The sequence below is a fragment of the Lentzea sp. NPDC058436 genome, from assembly GCF_042721515.1.
GTDB lineage: Bacteria > Actinomycetota > Actinomycetes > Mycobacteriales > Pseudonocardiaceae > Lentzea.
On record NZ_JBHXLF010000002.1, the window covers coordinates 1,394,506 to 1,414,502 of the forward strand.

The 19,997-nt window shown below is 71.1% G+C and carries 15 protein-coding genes; 8 read left to right on the forward strand and 7 right to left on the reverse strand.

The window, feature by feature from the left end; translation table 11 throughout:
* Window positions 1–3: 3 nt before the first annotated feature.
* Both ACFWN2_RS13620 and ACFWN2_RS13625 read right to left on the reverse strand, forming a co-directional pair.
* Window positions 4–1,644, reverse strand: coding sequence for a CocE/NonD family hydrolase (locus ACFWN2_RS13620; RefSeq protein WP_382427385.1), 1,641 nt, complete (start codon window positions 1,642–1,644; stop codon window positions 4–6).
* Window positions 1,645–1,774: 130 nt separating this feature from the next.
* Window positions 1,775–2,212, reverse strand: a complete 438-nt coding sequence (locus ACFWN2_RS13625; protein WP_382427387.1) for an SRPBCC family protein — start codon at window positions 2,210–2,212, stop codon at window positions 1,775–1,777.
* A 251-nt stretch (window positions 2,213–2,463) separates the two neighbouring features.
* On the opposite strand from ACFWN2_RS13625, the gene ACFWN2_RS13630 reads away from it, so the two are divergent.
* Window positions 2,464–4,011, forward strand: coding sequence for a substrate-binding and VWA domain-containing protein (locus ACFWN2_RS13630; RefSeq protein WP_382427389.1), 1,548 nt, complete (start codon window positions 2,464–2,466; stop codon window positions 4,009–4,011).
* A 5-nt stretch (window positions 4,012–4,016) separates the two neighbouring features.
* Here the strand turns inward: ACFWN2_RS13630 and ACFWN2_RS13635 are convergent, their stop codons facing one another.
* Window positions 4,017–4,727: a class I SAM-dependent methyltransferase gene (locus ACFWN2_RS13635; RefSeq protein ID WP_382427390.1), complete on the reverse strand. Its 711-nt coding sequence runs from the start codon at window positions 4,725–4,727 to the stop codon at window positions 4,017–4,019.
* A 75-nt stretch (window positions 4,728–4,802) separates the two neighbouring features.
* Between ACFWN2_RS13635 and ACFWN2_RS13640 the strand changes: the two genes are divergently transcribed.
* On the forward strand, window positions 4,803–8,879 hold the full coding sequence (locus ACFWN2_RS13640) for an alpha-(1->3)-arabinofuranosyltransferase (protein WP_382427392.1): 4,077 nt from the start codon (window positions 4,803–4,805) through the stop codon (window positions 8,877–8,879).
* On the opposite strand, the gene ACFWN2_RS13645 is transcribed toward ACFWN2_RS13640, so the two are convergent.
* Window positions 8,880–10,055: a polysaccharide biosynthesis protein gene (locus ACFWN2_RS13645; protein WP_382427394.1), complete on the reverse strand. Its 1,176-nt coding sequence runs from the start codon at window positions 10,053–10,055 to the stop codon at window positions 8,880–8,882.
* 96 nt (window positions 10,056–10,151) lie between these two features.
* Between ACFWN2_RS13645 and ACFWN2_RS13650 the strand changes: the two genes are divergently transcribed.
* Genes ACFWN2_RS13650 through ACFWN2_RS13660 form a run of 3 tightly spaced genes read left to right on the forward strand, consistent with a single transcriptional unit; the run spans window position 10,152 to window position 12,954 of the window.
* A complete protein-coding gene (locus ACFWN2_RS13650; protein ID WP_382427396.1) occupies window positions 10,152–11,756 on the forward strand; it encodes a hypothetical protein in 1,605 nt (534 codons plus the stop codon).
* 3 nt (window positions 11,757–11,759) lie between these two features.
* Window positions 11,760–11,927: a hypothetical protein gene (locus ACFWN2_RS13655; RefSeq protein ID WP_382427398.1), complete on the forward strand. Its 168-nt coding sequence runs from the start codon at window positions 11,760–11,762 to the stop codon at window positions 11,925–11,927.
* Window positions 11,928–11,931: 4 nt separating this feature from the next.
* Window positions 11,932–12,954, forward strand: a complete 1,023-nt coding sequence (locus ACFWN2_RS13660) for a hypothetical protein (RefSeq protein WP_382427400.1) — start codon at window positions 11,932–11,934, stop codon at window positions 12,952–12,954.
* A 102-nt stretch (window positions 12,955–13,056) separates the two neighbouring features.
* Here ACFWN2_RS13660 and ACFWN2_RS13665 read toward each other — a convergent pair whose 3' ends face one another.
* On the reverse strand, window positions 13,057–14,178 hold the full coding sequence (locus ACFWN2_RS13665; protein ID WP_382427401.1) for a glycosyltransferase family 4 protein: 1,122 nt from the start codon (window positions 14,176–14,178) through the stop codon (window positions 13,057–13,059).
* Between the two features lie 240 nt (window positions 14,179–14,418).
* Here ACFWN2_RS13665 and ACFWN2_RS13670 point away from each other — a divergent pair, with 240 nt between their 5' ends.
* Entirely contained in the window at window positions 14,419–15,042 is a 624-nt protein-coding gene (locus ACFWN2_RS13670) for a class I SAM-dependent methyltransferase (RefSeq protein WP_382427402.1), read from the forward strand.
* On the opposite strand, the gene ACFWN2_RS13675 is transcribed toward ACFWN2_RS13670, so the two are convergent.
* Window positions 15,026–15,982: a DUF3068 domain-containing protein gene (locus ACFWN2_RS13675; RefSeq protein WP_382427404.1), complete on the reverse strand. Its 957-nt coding sequence runs from the start codon at window positions 15,980–15,982 to the stop codon at window positions 15,026–15,028. The two genes, ACFWN2_RS13670 and ACFWN2_RS13675, sit on opposite strands and share 17 nt — an antisense overlap.
* A 390-nt stretch (window positions 15,983–16,372) precedes the next feature.
* Between ACFWN2_RS13675 and ACFWN2_RS13680 the strand changes: the two genes are divergently transcribed.
* Window positions 16,373–17,359 (forward strand): hypothetical protein, encoded by a 987-nt coding sequence (locus ACFWN2_RS13680; protein WP_382427405.1) that lies wholly within the window; start codon window positions 16,373–16,375, stop codon window positions 17,357–17,359.
* On the opposite strand, the gene ACFWN2_RS13685 is transcribed toward ACFWN2_RS13680, so the two are convergent.
* The gene (locus tag ACFWN2_RS13685) at window positions 17,344–18,456 is read right to left on the reverse strand and encodes a DUF3068 domain-containing protein (protein WP_382427406.1); all 1,113 of its coding nucleotides are present in this window, start codon (window positions 18,454–18,456) and stop codon (window positions 17,344–17,346) included. The genes ACFWN2_RS13680 and ACFWN2_RS13685 overlap by 16 nt on opposite strands.
* Window positions 18,457–18,717: 261 nt before the next feature.
* Between ACFWN2_RS13685 and ACFWN2_RS13690 the strand changes: the two genes are divergently transcribed.
* The gene (locus ACFWN2_RS13690; protein WP_382427408.1) at window positions 18,718–19,851 is read left to right on the forward strand and encodes a WD40/YVTN/BNR-like repeat-containing protein; all 1,134 of its coding nucleotides are present in this window, start codon (window positions 18,718–18,720) and stop codon (window positions 19,849–19,851) included.
* The last annotated feature ends 146 nt before the right edge of the window (window positions 19,852–19,997 follow it).

The window sequence follows — 19,997 nt, forward strand, 5'->3', positions numbered from 1 at the left end:
GACCTACTTCTGCGGCAGGAGTACCGCCGACGGGTACTCGGCGTCGTGGAAGATCTCCACCGAGGTCTTCCACGGCTTGGTCGCCGTGCGAGTCGGTTCACCGTCACCGAGGTTGCGGGCGAAGCGCGGGAACGCCCCCGCTGACACCTGCACCCGGATCCGGTGCCCGCGCCGGAACACGTGCGCGGTCGGCGACAGCTCGACGGTCACCTTCGTGACGCCGTCCGGCCGCACCTTCACCAGGTCGTCGCAGACGTTCAGCGACCTGCCCCGCCCGTCCACGTCGCACAGCCGGACGAACAGGTCGCACGACGGCCGGTCCGCGCGCAGCCACACCTCGGCCGTGACCTCGCCGATCACCTCGACGTCGGACTCCAGCACGTCCGAGGTGAAGACCAGGACGTCGTCGCGCGCCTCATGTTTGCGGTTGTCGACGGGCCCGGCGCCGCGGTTCTCCAGCTTCGGCCCGCCGACCGACGGCGTCGGGTCGGCGGGGTCGTAGGTGAACGACGTCGGCGGCGCCGGAAAACCCGGCTCGGCCCGCAGCGCGCCTCCGGGAGCGAGGTGCCAGCGCTGAGGGCTGTACCCGGTGGGCGGCCACTCCTCGAAGTCGCGCCACTCGTCCACACCCATCACGAACAGGCGGACCGGCGGCTTGCGCGGCGGCTCGGTCCCGCGGCCGTGGGCGGCCGCCCAGCCGACCGTGTCGCCGAGCACCGCGGCCATCCCGCCGGTGTGCCCGTGCCACCACGGCCCGACCGTCAGGTGCGCGTCACGTCCGGCGGCCCTGAGCACCTGGAAGTCGCGGAGCTGGTCGGCGAGGAAGATGTCGTACCAGCCCGCGATCGAGCTGACCGGAACGGTCACGTCGCCGACGGTCGGGGAGTGGTCCTCGTTCTTCCAGTACGGGTCGTTCTGGTCGTGGTGCAGGCACTTCTGGTAGAACGGCCAGGCGTGGCCGAGCGCGGCGGTGTCGGCGTCGACCAGCGGCAACGTGCTCATGGCCTTCCGCACCCGCCCGCGCCCAACGCCGAGCAGTGCTCGCCACAGCCCACCCGGCCGTTCCTGCGTGGCCGTGCTCACCGACCAGCCCAGCAGCGTCTCCAACTCGGGCCGGTCGGGCCGCAGGAACGCCAGCGCCAGCCGCGACGACGTCACGTGCGGCACCATCGCCTTGACCCGCACGGGAGCCTCCACCGCGATGGCCCACTGCGTGTACCCGAGATAACTGCTCCCGGTCAGTACCACGTCGTTCGCCCAAGGCCGCTCCGCGAGCCACCGCAACGTCGACAGCCCGTCCTCGCGCTCGTGCCGCATGGCCCGGAAGTCGCCGTCCGACCCGAACGTGCCCCGGCAGCTGACCGTCAGCACGTGCAGCCCCCGCTCGGCGAGTGCCCGTCCGTACAACCAGTCGAGCGGCCCGGTGCGCCCGTACGGCGTCCTGACCACGGCCGTGGGCGCGTTCGGCGCCGGATTGGCCGGCGCCCAGTGGTTCGCCATCAGGGTCTGGCCGTCGTGGGTGGGGATCCGCAGATCTCGCTCCACGGTCACGTCGCGATCGGTGGCGGGAGGGAGTTTCAGCAGCCGCTGGACGAGCAGCCCGATGGTCCTGCCGGCGAGGTCGAAGCGAGGTCGTGTGCCCACCTGATCTTTCCTATCAGGGTGGAGGGCGGACGGCGACCAGGAGGCGACCCGTGTCGGTGTCTCAGGTGGTGCGGGTGCCGGGGCTGGTGTCTCGGGCGGTGGCGTGAAGGGCTGGTGCCCGCCTTCCTCCTCACTCAGCGAAGTGCGCCGCCAGCAACTCCAGCGACTTCTCCATCGCCGCCTTGTTCCGCCGCGGGAACGACGACAGGTCGAGCAGCAGCGGGATCCGCGCGGTCGACCAGTCGAACGTCTCCGTCACCTCCGTGACGCCGCCGTCGAGAGGGGCGAGCTGCCACCTCCACCGGTGGCCGTTGAAGTGGCGCCACGCGATCAGGCGGTTCTCGTCGAACTCGACGACGGTGTTCTCGATCCGGTAGGCGAGTCCCAGCTTCATGTCCATGCCGAACGTGTCCCCGAGCGCGAGCCTGTCCGGTCCGCCGGGCCTGGCCGCGCGCACCGAACCCGAGCCGTCGATCAGCTGGTGGCCGGCGGGCCGGGCGAGGAGGTCGAAGATCCGTTCGGCGGGCGCCGGGATCGTCCTGGTGACGGAGATGGCTCTCTTGCGCATGGTGCAACCCAAGCACCGCGCCGAGCAGGCCGCACAACGGCAGAAGCTCAGCACCCTCGATTGCTTCAGTGTTAACCGAAAGAAACCTCCGCGGACTACCCGTGGCGCGTCGTGAAGAACCGTTCAAAACGACGCCTCGAAGTCGTCCCGCTGTGGACGGTTCAGCCTTCCCGGCCGGTCGAACGCGACGGCCTGAAACCGGAACCGCTGAGTTCTGGTGGTGCCAGGGCGGGTTGTCTAAGGTGTCCGCCATGGTGCGACCACGGCGGGTGACGGCGCCCGTCGTCGGACTTTCGGTGCTGCTCGTGTTGTCCGTCGTCGCCTGGATCGGCGGGGACGCCGTCATCGACCGGCTCAACGCGACCCGCTGCACGGATCCGGCGACGGTCCTGGTCACCGCCGCGCCCGCGGTGGCACCCGCTCTCAGTGAGATCGCGGACCAGCTCGGCACCGGTGAGGACTGCTACCGCGTCGAGGTCAAAGCGGAACCCGCGCGCGAGACCATGACCAGGCTCGTCGACGGCACGGGGTCCCCCTCGGTGTGGGTGCCCGAGTCGACGATGTGGTTGCGGCAGGCGCGGGACTCCGGCGCCTGGCGCGTGCCCGAGTCGGGCATCTCGGTGGCGCTGTCACCGGTCGTGCTCGCCGTGAAGGATCCGGCGAAGGGCAAGAACTGGCGCGAGCTGATCGGGCCCGGCGCCAAGGCGGTCGGTGGCATCGCCGACCCGGCCAAGGACCCGGCCAGCCTGTCCGCGCTGCTGGCGATGCGCGGGTTCGCGTCGGGGGAGAAGGACCCGGCTGCCGCGACGGTCGCGTCCATCCGGCCCGTGTCCGCCGACTACGCCGAACGCGCGGAGGACCTGTTCACGCGGCCGCTGGACGTGTTCCCGACCTCCGAACAGGCCCTCGAACGGCACAACTCCACACCCGGTGCCGCCAGGCTGACGGCGGTCGCGCCGGAGAACCCCGTGCCATCGCTGGACTTCCCGTACGTCGTGCTGCCCGACGCGGGGGAGGCGCAACGCGCGGGGGCGGAGAAGTTCCTGTCACGCCTGCGGTCCGCGCCGAACCTCGACAGGTTCGGCCTGCGCGCTCCCGACGACAAGGCCGCCGGGCTGGACCAGGGTTTCGTGGACGAGACGCTGCGCCTGTGGAGCGGGCTCACGCTGACCGCGCGGGTGCTGGGCGTGCTGGACGTGTCGGGTTCGATGAACCAGGTCGTGCCCAGGACGGGAACGACGCGGATGGCGCTGGCGGTCGCGGCGGCCGAGCGCGGGCTGGGCATGTTCAAGCCCGGCACGCAGATCGGGCTGTGGAAGTTCTCCACCAGGCTGGACGGGGACAAGGACTACAAGGAGATCATCCCGTTCGCGTCGGTCAAGGACCACCTCGCGAGCGGGCAGGCGGTCGCGGCGGTCCGGGCGACGCGGGCGACCGCGAACGGTGCCACGGGTCTCTACGACACGACGCTGGCCGCCTACCGGGAGGCCAGGAAGAACTGGGAGCTCGGGCGGATCAACATCGTCGCGATCATGACCGACGGCCGCAACGAGGACCCCGACTCGATCAGCCAGCGCGAGCTGCTGGACGAGCTGGCGAAGCTGCAGGACAAGCGCAGGCCGTTGCCCGTCATCGCGATCGGCATGGGGCCGGACGTGGACGTCGACGAGCTGACTAGGATCGCCGACGCCACCGGGGGCCGGTCGTTCACGACCGTCGACCCCGCCGGCATCAGCGACATCTTCGCGCAGGCGCTGAGCACCATGCTCTGCCAGCCGCCCGCCTGCCGTCCACAGTAGACGGATCAGTACGGGTCGTACTTCCCGTCGTGGCCGAACAGCCGCGCGACGGGTCGCAGCCGCAGGCGCAGCAGCACCTTGATCCCCACGTTGCGCAGGAACCAGGGCATCTCGGCGAGCAGGCGCCTGCGATCGGCCCATCCCGGTTGCGTCAAACGGAAGCGCGCGAGTGAGCCCGCCCGGTCTGCATATGTGTACCGCTTGCCGCACAGCACCTTCACCAGGATGCCGCTGGTGACCCCGATGGACGAGAACGCGTCGTGCACCAGGATCTCGCCGCCCGGCACGAGGTTCTCCGACCACAGCATGTCGTCGGTGTACGTCCAGTAGTCGTGCTTGCCGTCGATGTACAGCAGGTCGATGCGCTCGTCCCAGCGCTTGCGCAGCTCGGTGCTGTACGACGGTTCGAGCCGCACGACGTCCGTCAGGCCGGCGCGGGCGACGTTCTTCTCGAACCGGACGCGCGTGGGCGTGCCGCCGAACAGCATGCCCTCGACGAACGGGTCGACGGCGACGACGGTCGCGCCGACCGACCTGGCCGCGATGCCGAGCACGGTGGTGGATCTGCCCTGGTGGCTGCCGATCTCGACGATCCGCGCGCCGGGCCCGAGCCGGGAGGCGGCTCTCCACAGCATGGTGGCCTGGTCAACTGTCAACCAGCCGGGAACCTGGTCGCCCAGCTCCCACGCTTGCTCGAACGCGGTCGAAGAAGTCATCGCCACCTGCCTGGATGCGCCCCAGAACGGTCGTGGTGGCCCAAGATAGCGATAGTCGCCCGCGAGCACTACCCGGTGGTAACTTCCTGCGCCATCAAGAGCCTGAAGATCGCACACCGGAACCCGACGACGTGGGTGCTCCTCGCACTCACGGTGCTGTCGTTCGCCCAGCGCTTCGGCACGGCCACGTTCGACACCAAGCTCGACCTGGTCGTCAACCCGGTCGGCTTCCTCGGCAGGGCGCTGCACCTGTGGAACCCCGCGGCGACGGCGGGGGAGCTGCAGAACCAAGCCTACGGCTACTTCTTCCCGATGGGCCCGTTCTTCGCCGCCGGTCAGATCCTCGGCGTACCGGCGTGGGTCACCCAACGGCTCTGGTGCGCGCTTCTGCTCTGCCTCGCGTTCTACGGGGTGCTGCGACTCGCCCGCGCGCTCGGCATCGGCCAGGAGCCCACGAGGTACGCGGGTGCGCTCGCCTACGCGCTGGCCCCGCGCGTGCTGACCGAGATCGGGCCGCTGTCGGCGGAGATGCTGCCCGCCGTCATGCTGCCGTGGGTGCTGCTGCCGCTGGTGCGGGCGGACCGGATCGGGTCGCCACGGCGCGCGGCCGCGCTGTCGGCGCTCGCGGTTCTCGGCATGGGCGGCGTCAACGGCGCGATGGTCGTGATGGCCCTCGTCCTGCCGGGGATCTGGCTGCTGACGCGGAAGTGGAACCGCGGGCACGTGAGGCTCGTGCTGTGGTGGGCGGGCTCGGTCGTCCTGGTGGCGCTGTGGTGGATCGTCCCGCTGCTGCTGCTCGGCCGGTACAGCCTGCCGTTCCTCGACTACATCGAGTCGGCGGCGAACACCACCGCGCCGATGTCGTTGTTCCAGGTGTTGCGCGGTACGAACCAGTGGGTCGCGTACGTGCTGCAGGGCGAACCGTGGTGGCCCAACGGGTTCATCCTGGTCGACAACCCGGTGCTGATGGCCGGCACGGCGGCTGTGGCGTTGATCGGCGTCGTCGGCCTGGCCCGCCTCGGACTGCCGGAACGCCGGTTCCTCGTGCTGGGCACGCTCGCCGGACTGACCCTGCTGACCGTCGGCTACGTCGGGTCGCTCGACTCGCCGCTCGCGGAGGTCGTCCGCGGCCTCCTGGACGGGCCGCTCGCGCCCCTGCGCAACGTGCACAAGTTCGAACCGGTGCTGCGGTTGTGCCTGGTCCTCGGGTTCGTGCACGGCCTGCACCTCTCCCGCCCCACCGGCGTGCGGGCCGCTCCCGAGCACTGGCGGCGGCGCGTGCGCACGGGTGTGGCGCTGCTGCTGATCGCGGTCGTCGCGGCCCCCGCGTGGCTGCTCACCCTGCGGCCCGGTCTCGGCTGGTCGGACGTGCCCGGCCACTGGCGCGAGGCGGCGGGATGGCTCGCGGAGAAGGACGCCCGCGCGCGGACGTTGCTGCTGCCCGCCACCGGTTTCGGCCAGTACACCTGGGGCAGGACGGTGGACGAGCCGATGCAGTCGCTCGCGGAGTCGCCGTGGGCGGTGCGCAACCAGGTGCCGCTGGGCTCCGAGGGCAACACCCGGTTCATGGACGCCGTCTACGACGCGCTCGCGGACGGCCGCGGCTCTGCGGGTCTCGCCGACTTCCTCGCCAGGGGCGGGTACCGGTTCCTGTTGCTGCGCAACGACATCGCTCGTGAACAGACCGGGTCGCCGCCGCTCACCGTGCTGCGCCAGGCGCTCCAGGGCTCACCCGGCATCGAGCGCGTCGCCGAGTTCGGCCCCGAGGTGCGGATGAGCGACCAGCGGCTCGTCAGTTCGGTCGACGCGGTCGCGACCGGCAGATCGCTGGAGATCTTCGAGGTGAAACGGCCCGTACCGGCCGTGACGGCGGTCAACGCCGCGGACGTGCCGACGGTGAGCGGCGGGCCGGAGTCGTTGCTGCCGTTGCTGTCGCAGGGCCTGCTCAAGGCCGACCAGCCCGCGATCCTCGCCGGTGACTCGACGGAGAAGTCCGCGGAACTGCTCGTCACCGACGGCCTGCGGCGCAAGGAGCGCAACGTCGGCAGGGTCTCCGACAACCTCAGCCAGACGATGTCCGCGGACGAGGCGTCACGGCAGGGGCGCGTGGCGCTGGACGTGTCGCCGTTCCAGGACGTGCGGCACCAGACCGTGGCGGAGTACCGCGGCATCCGGGCCGTCCGCGCGTCCACCTCGACCGCCTACGCCGACGCGGCGGGGGCGATCGACCCGGCGAACTCGCCGTTCGCGGCGGTGGACGGCGACGGCGGCTCCGCGTGGCACTCGTCGAGCTTCACCGGGCCCGTCGGGCAGTGGCTGGAGATCGACCTCGACACGCCGCGCTCGGTCGGCGAGGTGACGCTCGACCTGGTCGACGACCTGCGGGTCGGGTGGGCGGTCACCCGCATCAGGATCACCACCGACACGGGGGCGACCGACCACGACGTTCCGGCGGGCGGCGGTCGGCACGCGTATCCGGTCAGTTCCGGGCTGACCGGTAGCGTGCGGGTCACGGTCCTCGGCGTCGCCGCCGACCGGCAGGACGGCAACGTCGGCGTCAAGGAGCTGAGCGTGCCGGGCATGACGGCGCAGCGGGCGTTGCGCGTGCCCCGCGACGAGGAGGCGGCGAAGCCCGGTTTCTCGTTCACCAGGGGCAGCCAGTCGCGTCCCGCCTGCTACCGGACCGACGGCGCGGTGCGCTGCGACTCGTCCCTGTCCCGGTTCGGCGAGGAGATCAACGGCCTCACCCGCCTGTTCCGCACCTCGGCCGCGGGCAAGTTCGCCGTGAACGCCACCGTCGTGCCCGCCGCCGGCGCGCAGAACCCGGTGGCACCGGACGGAGTCACCGCGACGGGCACCTCAGCGCTCGCGGGTGACGTCGCGGCGAGCCCACTGTCCGCTGTGGACGACGACCTCGGCACGGCGTGGGTGCCGGACGTGACGGACCTGCGGCCCACGCTGACGTTGGCGTGGAAGGGCAAGCGGACCGTCTCCGAGTTCCGGATCGAGGGTCCGAAGGGCTCCAGGACCCCCGTGGAGCTGGAGGTGCGCACCGACGCGGGCACCGAGGTCGTGCGCGTCGGCGCGGAGGGTCTCGTCACGATCAAACCGGCGGACACCGAGAAGCTCGAACTGGTCGTGCGCGAGTCCGGCGGCAGCGGACCGGCCGAGATCGGCGAGCTCCGGGTGCCCGCGCTGGACGGCGTGCTGAAGCCGGTGCCCGCCACGACGCCGTTCACCGTGCCGTGCGGCAAGGGCCCGGTCATCGACGTGGACGGCGTGAAGATCAACAGCTCGGTCACCGGCGTGCTCGGCGACGTCGTGAACCACCGCCCGCTCAAGGCCGTGCTGTGCGACGACGACCTGGCCACGGCGCTGGAGCTGCCGGCCGGCGACCACGTACTCACCACGTCGCGGTCCGACTCGTTCGTGGTGCAGGACGTGTCCGTGACCCACGTCGACCTCGCGAAACCCGTTGCGACGCATCGAGAAGTCACCATCGGGAAGTGGGACGCCACCGACCGGCGGGTCACCGTGGCCGCCGGTGCCCGTGCACTGCTCGTGGTGCCCGAGAACGTCAACGACGGCTGGACCGCGACGTTGAACGGACAGGTGCTGGAGAAGGTCAGGGTCGACGGCTGGCAGCAGGCGTACGTCCTGCCCGAGGGCGACGGCGGCGCGGTGGCGCTGGAGTTCGGCCCGGACACCCGCTACCGCACCGGCCTGCTGGTGGGCGCGCTCGGCGTGCTGGCGGTCCTCGTGCTCGCCGCGCTGCCCGTGCGGCGGCGGGTGGAGTTCGTGGCGCCGTCGGCCGGACGGTGGCTGATGGTCGCGATGCTCGTGCTGCTGGCGGTTCTCGGCGGCATGCTGCCGATCGTGGCGGTGATCGCGTGTTTGCTGGCGCGGGAGTTCTGGGCGGCGGCGCCGAAGGTGATCGCGGTCGGCGGGGTCGCGCTGGGGTCGGTGGTCGCGGTGCTCGGGCGGATCCTCGGGCACGGGCAGGAGTGGGCCTACGTGCCGGTGGCGCAGGCCGCGCTGCTGGTGGCGGTGTCGGCGGTGGTGGCGGCCGCGTTCGGGCCGTTCGGGCGGCGGGGCGAACCGGATGAGGAGGAAGCCGAGCGCACCGGCCCGGTGGAGCCCGCTGCGCGGTGATCAGGTTCGCCTGGACCCGCGCACCTCGATGACCGCTCCCGCGACCACCAGCCCGGCCGTGGCGAGCAACGCCCCCGTCACCACCTGCCCGACGGACCCGTTGAGCCACACCGTGATCAGCACGACCTCGACACCGACCGCGATCCACACGGCCACGGTCGACCGCCGGTCCCCGCTCGCGATCCGCGAGAACAGCAACAACTGCACCAAGGCCAGGCACGACCCCACGAGGGCGAACTGCCACAACGGGATCGCCTCCCCGTGGTAGTTCGCGCCGCCGATCAGCGACACGCCCAGCGGTCCGAACAGCGCGCATCCGGCCACCACGAAGGCGTCCAGCCCCGCGCACACCGCCAGCGCCTTGGGCAGCATGCGGCGCCGGTCGTCCGCGTCCGCCATGCGCGGCAGCACCAGCACGCCGACCGCCTGCGGCAGCCAGTACGCGATCTTCGTGACGACCGCCCCGACGGCGTAGCCGCCCGCCAGGTCCGCGAGCTGGTGGCGGGCCAGCACGAGGTCGAGGTTGACCAGCAGCACCAGCGCCAGCATGGCCTGCGAGGCGTGCAGCACGTCGGAGCCGCCGGCGGGACGGGCCGGGCGGGGACTGCCGCACAGCCGCCACCCGGTGAGCACGACGAGGAACGAGCCGATGGCCGTCCCCGCCAGCACCGACGTGGACGTGGGGGAGATCCACAACCCGATGACCCCACCGCCGACCTTGCCGAGACCCTCCAGCGACACCAGCAACGCCAGCGCGCCGAACCGGTGCGTGCCCTGCAGAAGTCCGTGCAGGACGCCGAGGACCGTCAAAGGCGCCAAGGAGAGCGCCAGCCACACCACCGGCCACGGTCCGTCGAGGTGGAGCAGTCGGGCGAGCAACGGCACGAGAGCCAGGGTCAGCAGGGTCATGCCCGCGCTCACGCTCAGACCAAGCCCGAACAGCGGGCGCGGGCCGAGGTTCGTCACGCGCAGAGCGGCGACAGTCTGCAGGCTCATCGCCGGCACGACACCGATGACCACCAGTGCGAGCAGTGCGCTGAGCTCGCCGAAGACAGCGGGTGCCAGGGCCCGCGCGGCCGCGATGGTGAGGACGTAGCTGGCCGCGTTGGCGCCCAGCAGCGCGCCGGTGATCAGCAGGGCGTCCAGCCGGGTGGTCGTCGTCGCCGGAGCGGACACGCGAGATCCCTTCCGGTGGCAGGCAGGGCTACCGGTGAGTACTACTGGCCGGTAGTTTCGGCGACTGTAGCCCCGGCGCGACCGGAGAGGGAGCAAGTGCGGCCGAACGGACTGACGCTCTACGCCACGTGCGCGGCGCTGGCCCTGGCCGCCCTCGCTCCCGTGCTGTGGCCGGGCTACGTCCTCGTCTACGACATGGTCTTCACGCCCGAACAACCGCTCAACGCGGCGGCTTTCGGGCTCGGGGACGCGTTGCCGCGGGCGGTGCCGGTCGACGCGGTGGTCGCGCTGCTGACCCAGGTCGTGCCCGGTCAGCTGGTGCAGAAGGCGGCGCTGCTCGCGATCGTCTTCGCCGGAGCGCTGGGCGCCGGGCTGCTGGTGCCGACCGAGAAGACCGGCGTGCGGATCGTCGCCGCCGTGGCCTACTCGTGGAACGCCTACCTCGCCGAACGGCTGTTCATAGGCCACTGGACGTTGCTGCTGGGCTACGCGGCCCTGCCGTGGATCGCCATGGCAGGGCTGAGGATGCGGGACGGCGAACCCCACGCGTGGACGCGGCTCGTGCTGGCGAGCCTGCCCGCCGTGCTCTCGGCGCCGGGCGGCATCCTCGCGCTCGGCACGGCGCTGGCCACGGCCGGCCGCAGGAAAGCCTGGCAGGTCATGGCGATCGGGGTCGTGCTGAACGCGCCGTGGTGGGTGCCGTCGTTGCTGCACGACGGACTCTCGGACCCGGCCGGCGTCGAGGCGTTCAGCGCGCGGGCCGAGAACTGGGGCGGCCCGGTCCTCAGCGTGCTGGGGCTGGGCGGGATCTGGAACGGCGAGGTCGTGCCCGCGAGCCGCGCCAACCCGGCGCTTCCGGTGATCACGCTGCTGCTCCTGGGAGCGGCGGTCCTGGGACTGCGGGAGCTGTCGAAGCGCCTGCCCGTGTGGCCGTTGGCGGGCCTGGGCGTGCTGGGCGCCGTGCTGGCCCTGATCGCGGTGCTGCCGGGCGGGGTGGCCGTGCTGGAGGCGTTGATCGAGCACGTGCCCGGCGCCGGACTGCTGCGCGACAGCCAGAAGTGGGTCGCGTGGCTCGCGCTGCCGTTCGCGATCGGGCTCGCGGCCGCAGTGGAACGGCTGCGGGCGCGGTTGCTCGTGGCCGTGCTGCTGCTGGGGCTGGTGCCGGACCTCGTCTGGGGCGGGCTCGGGCGCCTCGAACCGGTCCAGTACCCGGCGGAGTGGGCCGCCGTGCGGGAGAAGCTCGTCGACCAGCCCGGTGACGTGGCCGTGTACCCGCTGTCGGCCTTCCGCAGGTTCGACTGGAACGACCGGCGCACCCAGCTCGACCCCGCGCCGCGCTACCTGCCCGGCACGACCGTCGTGGACGACTCCCTGTCGGTGGGCGGAAAGGTCGTGGCGGGGGAGGACCCGCGGGCGGCACGGCTGCGCGACGGCGACCTGACCGGCATCGGCTGGGTGCTGGTCGAGCACGGGACGCCGGGCCGGGTCGACGAGAACCTGCTGGCACGGCTGGAGAAAGTCCACGACGGACCCGAACTGGCGCTCTACCGGGTGCGGGGAGCAGTGCCCGCTGAACCGAACGGCCCAGCGGCTGCACCCGTTGTGCTGGCGTGGGTCGCGGCTGGGTCACTGATCGGCGCGAGCCTGTTGTGGAGATGGTTACCGGTCGGTAGATTCGCGGCACCCCGACGTGAGGAGTAGATCGTGGAACTGGTTTCGGTGCTGGTGGCGATCGTTGCCGGGGCCGCTCTCGCCGGAGGGGTCGGTGTGATCGTCGTCGAGCAGAACAGCCCGGACAAGGTGGTCGAGCAGCGGCTCGAAGAGGGCGTGAAGGCCCAGGAGCCCGAGGTCCTCGACTACGGCTCCCGCTGACCGGGTGACCGTGGCCTTCTCCGGGGACCCGGCGGCCTCCTGGAGCATCCTGCTGGAGGCGACCCTGCGCGAGGCGCCGGATCCCGCGGCGGTGGCCGCGCGGATGTCCCGCGCCGGCGCGGAGTTCCCCAACCTCGGCCCCGCCGCGCTCGTGGTGCGACCGTCCGATTGGGACCTGACGCGCGCGGAGTTCGCCGACGGCCGTTACGGCGCAGGCGATCCGCTCGTCCGGGTCGCGCTCGCCGGCGAGTCCCTGATGATCGCCGCGCACCACGGAGCGGTCGACGGGCTGGGCTTGGTCGCGTTGCTGGGCATCGCGCTCGGCGAACCCGTGCAGAGCTCGGCGACCGGCGTGGCGCTGCGCAGCCCCGACCGGCCGTACCTCCTGAGCGCGCTCGACCGCGTGCGCGAGGCGGTGTGGACGCCTCCCACGCGCATCCAGCCCTCGTTGCAGGGCAACGACTCCGGCGACCACCTGGTGTCCTGCGCGCTGCCCGCGTTGAAGCTGGGCAGCGCCAGGCTCACGTCCGCCGCGCTGGACGCGACGCGGAGGTGGAACGCCGCCCGTGGCACCGGCCACGGCCGTGTCGTCGCGGCGATCGGGGCGTCCTGGCGCGGCGGCGCGGATCCACGCCCCGAGGCCGACAGCGCGCTGCTGAGACTGCGCCTGCCGGCGGGGGCGGGCGAGGACGACGTCCGCGCACTGCTGGCGTCCGCGGCACCCGAAGCGGGCTTTCCCAGCGCGCACAACCCCTTGGCGCAGTGGGGGATGCGGGTGCTGGCGTCCCGGCTGGGCAGCACGTTCCTCGTGTCGAACCTCGGTGTGGTCAAGGCGAACGTGGCCGCCCTGCGCTTCTACCCCGCGGCGAGTGGCCGGTCCGGTGTCGCGTTCGGCGTGGTGACGACAGGGGAGGTCACCACGGCGACCGTGCGCGTGCGACGCAGGGACTTCGACGCGGCCGCCGCCTCGGGGCTGCTCGACCTGCTGTGCGACGCGGCGCTCGCCGGGCACGAGGCGCGGCGGTAGTCGCAACACGGCGCGGCAGGCCGGATTCCTGAGCACGCAACCGGTGTGGCCGATTCGGCGTGGTGACGACAGGGGAGGCCACCACGCCGACGGTTCGCGGGGCTACTCGACCTGCTGTGCGACGCGGCGCTCACCGGCCACGACGCGCGGCGGCAGCTCCAACGCGCTGTGCACGGCGCTTTCGAACGCGTCGAGGCTCTCCTCCCAGCTGAACCGCTGGGCACGTTCCCTGCCCGCCGCGCCCATCGCCTTGCGCAACGGCTTGTCCCGCAACAACTTCTCGGTGTGCCGGACGAAGTCGCCGAAGTCCTCGGCCAGCAGGCCCGTGCTGTGCTCCACGATCGCCTCGGCCACCCCACCCGCCGAGCGGTACGCGACCGTCGGCACGCCGTGCGAGGCCGCCTCCATGATCACGATGCCCCAGCCCTCCTTGACCGACGGGCACACGTGCACCCACGCGCCGGCGAGGATCTCGTGCTTGGTCTGCTCGTCGACCCAGCCGTGGATGACGACGCTGTCCTCGACACCGCGGTCGATCGCGTGCTGCCGCAGCACGTCCTTCCACGGGCCCTCGCCGACGAGCTCCAGCCGGACGTCCGGCCACTTCGGACGGAGCTCGGCGACCAGGTCGATCGCGTGCTCCAGCCGCTTGTGCGGCACCAGCCTGGATACCGCGACCAGCACCGGGGCCTTGGTGCGGCGCGCGGTGACGGCGGGAGGCGCGTCCAGTCCGTTCGGCACGACCACGGTGCGCCGCAGTTCGACACCGAGAGCGCCCAGTTCGTCCCGCGTCACGTTGGACACCGTGATGTAGCGGCATTTGCGGTACAGCCGGGGCGCGAGCCACGACTCGATCCACCAGCCGATCCGGCCGAAGAACGGGCCGAGCGCGCTGTGCCACTGCTCGCGGTGCACGTGGTGTACGAGGACGAGGACGGGACAGCGCGCGACCAGGCGGCTGAAGAAGGGCATGCCGTTCTGCACGTCCACGATGACGTCCGCGTCGGAGCGCAGGATCGCCAGCAGGGCGTGCAGGTAGACCGTGAACTTGTTGCCGCGCCTGCGGAAGCGCACGCCCGCCACCCAGTCGCCGGACGGGGCCCTGCTGTGGTCCGCGCACTGGATCGCGACCCGGTAGCCGAGCCGCGCCAGCCCTTCGGCGATGCGCTCGACGTACCGTTCGGAACCGCCGCCCTCGGGATGTCTCGTGTCGCGCCAATTCACCAGCAGAATGCTCGGCCGGTAATCAGGGCAACGCGACATCTGCCTCTCCCGGTGCTAGGTTACTGTCAAGTAGCCATGGTAGACGGAATGCGGGAGATGGCAATGGTCGAGATCGGTTCAGTTTCGGCCCCCGGAAAGTTGCGAAAGCCAACTCTCCAGCGCTCTGTTCGGCTTTTTCGCGCATTTCTGAAAGAACAGTCCGACCCCGACCACTTCTACCGGATCCTGGCGGACGACTCGGTGACCCAGGTGTCGTCGTACGTGTCCCTGGAGGGCGCCGTCGTGCTCGACGTCGGTGGCGGGCCCGGCTACTTCGCGGAGGCGTTCCGCGGCGCCGGCGCCCGGTACGTGGGCCTCGACCCGGACGTCGGCGAGCTGTCCGCGCGCGGTGAACCCGACCCCGGCATGATCCGCGCGAGCGGGACCGCGCTGCCGTTCCGTGACGGCTCGGTGGACGTCTGCTACTCGTCCAACGTCCTGGAGCACGTCGACGACCCGTGGCTGATGCTGGCCGAGATGGTACGTGTGACCAGGCCCGGAGGCACCGTCTTCATGTCGTACACGCCGTGGTGGTCACCCTGGGGCGGCCACGAGACGGCGCCCTGGCACTTCCTCGGCGGTCACTACGCGCGACGACGGTACGAGCGCCGCAACGGCAAGCCGCCCAAGAACTCGTTCGGCACGTCGCTGTTCCCGGTGAGCGTTGGGGCGGTCCGGCGGTGGGCTCACCGCCAGACCGTCGCCGACGTGGTCGAGACGTTCCCCCGGTACCACCCGTGGTGGGCGAAGTGGATCACCCGCGTGCCGGTGGTCCGGGAGGTCGCCTCGTGGAACTTCGTGGTCGTGCTCAGGCGGCGTGCCTAGCGCGTCGCCCGATGACGCCGAGCGCGATTCCCGCGAGCAGCAGCACCAGGCCGACGGAAAGCAGGACGATCGGTCCGGTGCTGCTGATGAGAGTCAATTTGTCGCGCGCTTCCGTGGCCCGTTCGACCGATTCTTTGACGGTCGTCTCGTTGAACGTCAAAGTGGCGTCGAGCAGCACCGTTCCTTCTTTTCCATCCGGCCCGACGAGCACCTGCCGCTGCTGTTCCGAACCCTTGATGATGATGCCGCTGGTCGGCTCCACCCACATGGTCCGGGTGTTCTGGTAGCGGCGTTCCGCCTTCACCGAGGCCTCGGTGCTGTTCACCAGGGTGCCGGGCACCTCCTGGTCGCGGAACTTGGTCGACGGGATCTTCTGGACGAACTTGTAGACCTCAAGTCCGTTGAGCTCCTCGGTGCCCTCGTAGCGCGCGGTCGAGGCCTTGCGCAGCGTGGTGTCGAAGTACTCGTAGTCCTGCGGCTGCGTGCCGAACGGGAACTTGTAGTTCAGACCCTCCTGGCGCACCGCCTTGTCGTCCGCGGTCGGGTCGCCCTCGGCGTCGGTCACGTACTGCTGGGTGCACTCCTGCACCGCCATGTTCGTCCGCCGGTCGAGGCACACGCGGTGCTTCATCGCGGAGACGAGCTGGTTCTCCGAGTCGGTGACGACCAGACCCTGGTCCCACACCATCACGTCACCGTCGACCTGCGCCTCCGGCCGGGTCAGGTTGCTCTCGACCTTGCGGGTGGCGGTCAGCCGCGCGTCCCGGACGACGAGTTCCTTGGGGTAGAAGACCTTCGCCGCGCCTTCGGCAACGGACTGCGTCTTCTGGTCGAGCGGCACGACGGCGAGCTCGGGGTACACGTAGAAGCGCAGGACTGCTCCGAGCGCCAGCGAGAAGATGCCCAGTCCTACCAGCACGAGGCTCGCAACACGTCGCACTCGTCCTCCTTCTAGGTGTGTGCCGACTGTGAGAGGGAGGTCACAGTGGCGAGGAAACTACCGGACAGTAACCTCTGCGCAACCCTTCGGTCGGGGTGACTCAGGTCATCTTGATCGGTCCGCGTGGAGAAAGAAGCTACTCGGCCGCCGGAACGTGGAGCCGTTCGGCGGAATCCCTGCTGTGCAACGGGTGGCGGCTGAATGAAGGAGCTCCTTACTCATCGGCGACGATGCCGGAGGAAGAGTCACGTGGAAGAAACCCCTGTGTGCTATCCCGGAGCAGTTGAGCAGGCCCGGCTGCTCGCCCGCGGTGCGACGACCGCAGCAGAACTCCTTGCGACGACCGAACATCGGCTGGGTTCGCGGCGTCATCTCTTCACAGATGTCGATTTGGCGGCCGCCCGGCGCAGTGCGGAGGAGGCCGATCGGCGGTTGGCGGCGGGGGAGCGCGGACGACTGCTCGGCCTTCCTTTGGCCGTCGAGGACTCCCTGCCCCGTTCGGCTTTCGACGCACTGGCGGCGGCCGGAGCCGTCGTGGTCGGACGGACGTCGTCGGCAGAACGCCACCGCAACCCGACGCCCGGCATCCCCGCCACGGCACTGGACCCGAAGGTGTCCGGCACGGCGGTCGCCGTCGCCACCGGTGTCGTGTCCGGGGTGCTGGCCCGCCGCGCGCCCGGAGCCGGGCAGGTACCGGCGGGAGGCGTCGGCGTCGTCGGCTTCGAGACCTCCGGCGGGTCCGGTGTGGTGGCGAGGACCGTGGCCGACGTGGCGCACGTCGTGCGCGGGGTCGGCTGGGAGGCCGTGCCGGCGGACCGTCCACTGAGGATCGGGGTGTCGCTGCGCGGCCTCTCGGTCACCACGCGCACCCGCGCGCCCATGCGCAGGGTCGTCGAGGACGTCGCCGCGCTGTTGTCGTTGCACGTCCACGAGGTGGTGGACCACGACCCGCACCTCGCCAGCGAGGCCAGGCTCCTGCTGGCGCCGCACCTCGCGGCCGGCCCGCGTGAGCTGGAACTGCTCGGCCGCGTCGTGCCCAGGCCGTTCAAGGGAGTCTGCCGTTCGTTGCGCGCCGCGGAACGGGAGATGCTGAACCACATGTTCGCGGGCGTCGACGTGCTGGTCACGCCGGGGCACACCGGCCCGGCCGAGACGACGTCGCTGCCCGGCGGCGTCCTGGTGCGCAACGGCGCCACCTCGCCGTTCGCCCCGCTCTGGAGGGTCAGCGGCTACCCGGCGGTGTCCGTGCGCGCGGGCTCGGACACCGCCGGGAACCCGTTGCCGGTGACCCTGATCGCGGTCCCGAAGGCGGAGGGGGACCTGCTGCGGGTCGCCCGGATCATCGAGGAGGAGGACGCGGCTCATCGCAGCCCGTAGTCGACGTTCGTGGACGACACCACGTTCTTGAGGTCGAGCGAACCGTCCGGGTCGCTGGCGTTGGTGACGCCGTAGGTGATCGTGCCCGCCAGGCACGCACCGAGCACCAGCGCCAGCGCCCCGGCGACGAGCCCGCGCCGGCGCACGAGCAGCAGGACCACCCCGGCCGCGATCAACGCGGCACCGGCGGCCAGCAGCAGCGCCGGGAGAGCGGTGATCATGAAGAGCCTCGGCAGGTTCGCCTTGACCTGGTCGACGTTCGCGGTGACGGACGCGTTGGTCAGCCCCAGTTCCCCTGCGAACACAGGGGTTCCCGCACCCTCGGCCTGCGCGTCGGTGCGCAGCTCCTGCCGGATGTCCTCGCGGACCGAGAGCACCGCGCCGGTCGTGGGCTCCACCAGCAACGTGCGCGTGACGCCGTAGTACTGGGTGACGTCCACCGACGACTCGGCACTGCCGACCAGGGAACCCGGTACCGCGAACCGGCCGAGCTCCGTCGGCGGGACCGTGTGCGCGAACCTGTACACGTCGAGTCCCTGCAGCAGCTGCTCCCCGGCGAAGTGGATGGCCACCGGCCGGTTGAGAACAGTGTCGTACCACCGGTAGTCGCGCTGCTCGGTGTCGAACGGGAACACGAAGTTGAGGCCGGGCTGCAGGAGCGCCCTGCCCTCGGGGGTGATCCGCTTGCCCTGCTCCGTCTCGTAGAACTCGCCCTGGCAGGGCGCCACCGCCTCGCCGGTGCGGCGGTCGAGGCAGACCTTGCGGACCTCGGCGCTGAGCACGAGCTTGCCCGCGTCCTCCTTGACGATCGTCGCCCGCTTCCACACGGTGACGTCGCCGTCCTCCTTGACCTCGGGCGCGGCGAGATCACCCTCGACGCGCGTGGTCGCCGTGAGACGGAGGTTGTGCCGGACCTCCGGCGTGCCGCCGGGCGGGTACACGACGGCGGTGACCCCTTCTCCTTCCGAGACCGAGACGGTGTTGATGTCGTGCTGCAGCTTGGCCAGCAGGGGATAGGCGTGCAGCTGCAGCACCAGGCCCGCCGCGGCGGCGAAGGCGCCGAGTCCGAGCAGGGCGGCGACGACTGCGGTTCGCACAGGTCCTCACAAGTATTCGGTTGGCAGGGAGGCGTTTCCGTGAGGCGCGATTTCCGGTAACCGTGCGTTCAGTTGTACCTGGTTCGTGAGCTAGATCACAAGGGCATACCTGAATCCCATTCGGGTTACCTCGCCGCGACGGCTGGGACACGATCACCGCTCGGTTGGGTCAAGGCGACCAGGACCTCTGGTGCGCGGCCCGGCGGCGTGGCTCGATCGACCGGCACCAGTCCTGTTCGGGTCGAAGAGCTTGGGGGATCCATGAGAGTCGGAAGATGGTCGGCCGTCGCCCTGTCGGTCGCGGTGGTCGTGAGCACCGCCGCGCCGGCCGCGGCCGCGGAACCCGCGTGGCGACTGGCGTCGATCCCGCGGCTCGCGGCGACGAGTTCTCTCCAGGACGTCGTCGCCGTCGACGCCAGGAACGCCTGGGCGGTCGGCCTGGAGGGCTACGACCCCGGCCAGGAGACGGGCCGCGTTCCGCTGATCCTGCGGTGGAACGGGTTCAGGTGGTCGCGCATGTCGCCGCCGGCCGTGCCGGAGCGGATGTCGTTGACGCACGTCGGGGCGTCGTCGCCGAAGGACGTCTGGGTCACGGGTGCCTCGGGATCGGATGAGGGCAACGTCTTTCTGGTGTGGCACTACGACGGCAGGACGTGGACCGAGGTCCCGTACCCGCCGGGTGCCACGCCGAGCAGGCTGGAGATCCGCGACGTGTCCGTCGTGGACGGTCGCCCCTGGCTGGTGGGCATCCGCGGGAACGCGCCGGTGTTCCACGAGTGGACCGGAACCTCCTGGCTGGAGCACCAGCCTCCGACGGAGTGCGTCGCGGGCGGCGGGTTCCCGAACTTCTGCTTCGCCAACACCGTCAAGGCCTTCGCGCCCGACGACGTGTGGGCGGCGGGCAACGGGTGGTGGAACGGCTTCATGGGACCGGTGCTGTTCCACTGGAACGGAACGGCGTGGCGGACCGTCGACATCGGACAGATCCAGCAGCCGCTGACCATCCGGTCGCTGGACGGACTGTCCTCGAAGGACATCTGGGCGGTCGGTGACAGCGGCGGCATGGGGTCCGGCAACGTGGTCGTGCGGGGAGACGGCACCACCTGGCAGTCCGTCGCCGGCCTGCAGACCCCGAGCACTCCCGCCGTCGCGGTCGGGGCGGACGGCGTTCCGCAGGTGGTGGCGCGCGTGCCACTGCCGACGTTCCGCTCCTACGGGCCGGCGGGGTGGACCATGGCCATGGCGCCGTTTCCGGCGGACTCAGCGAGCAAGGACTACTCCGCCATCACCGCCGTGCCCGGCACGAACCGCATGATCGCGCTGGGGTCGACGGGACTGCCGGGTACGAGCCCGATGAGGTTCCAGGCGTTGATCGCGGAGTACTCGACGCGGTAGGTCCGCTTTGGCCGGCGGCTGCCCGCTCCGGCGGGCAGCCGCCAGTCGGTCGGTGGACCCCAACCACCCGACTGGCCGCACGCCAAAAGTGCCCCCCTGGAAATACGCCGGGCAGCACCGGTATGTTATACACAACAGACGCTGGC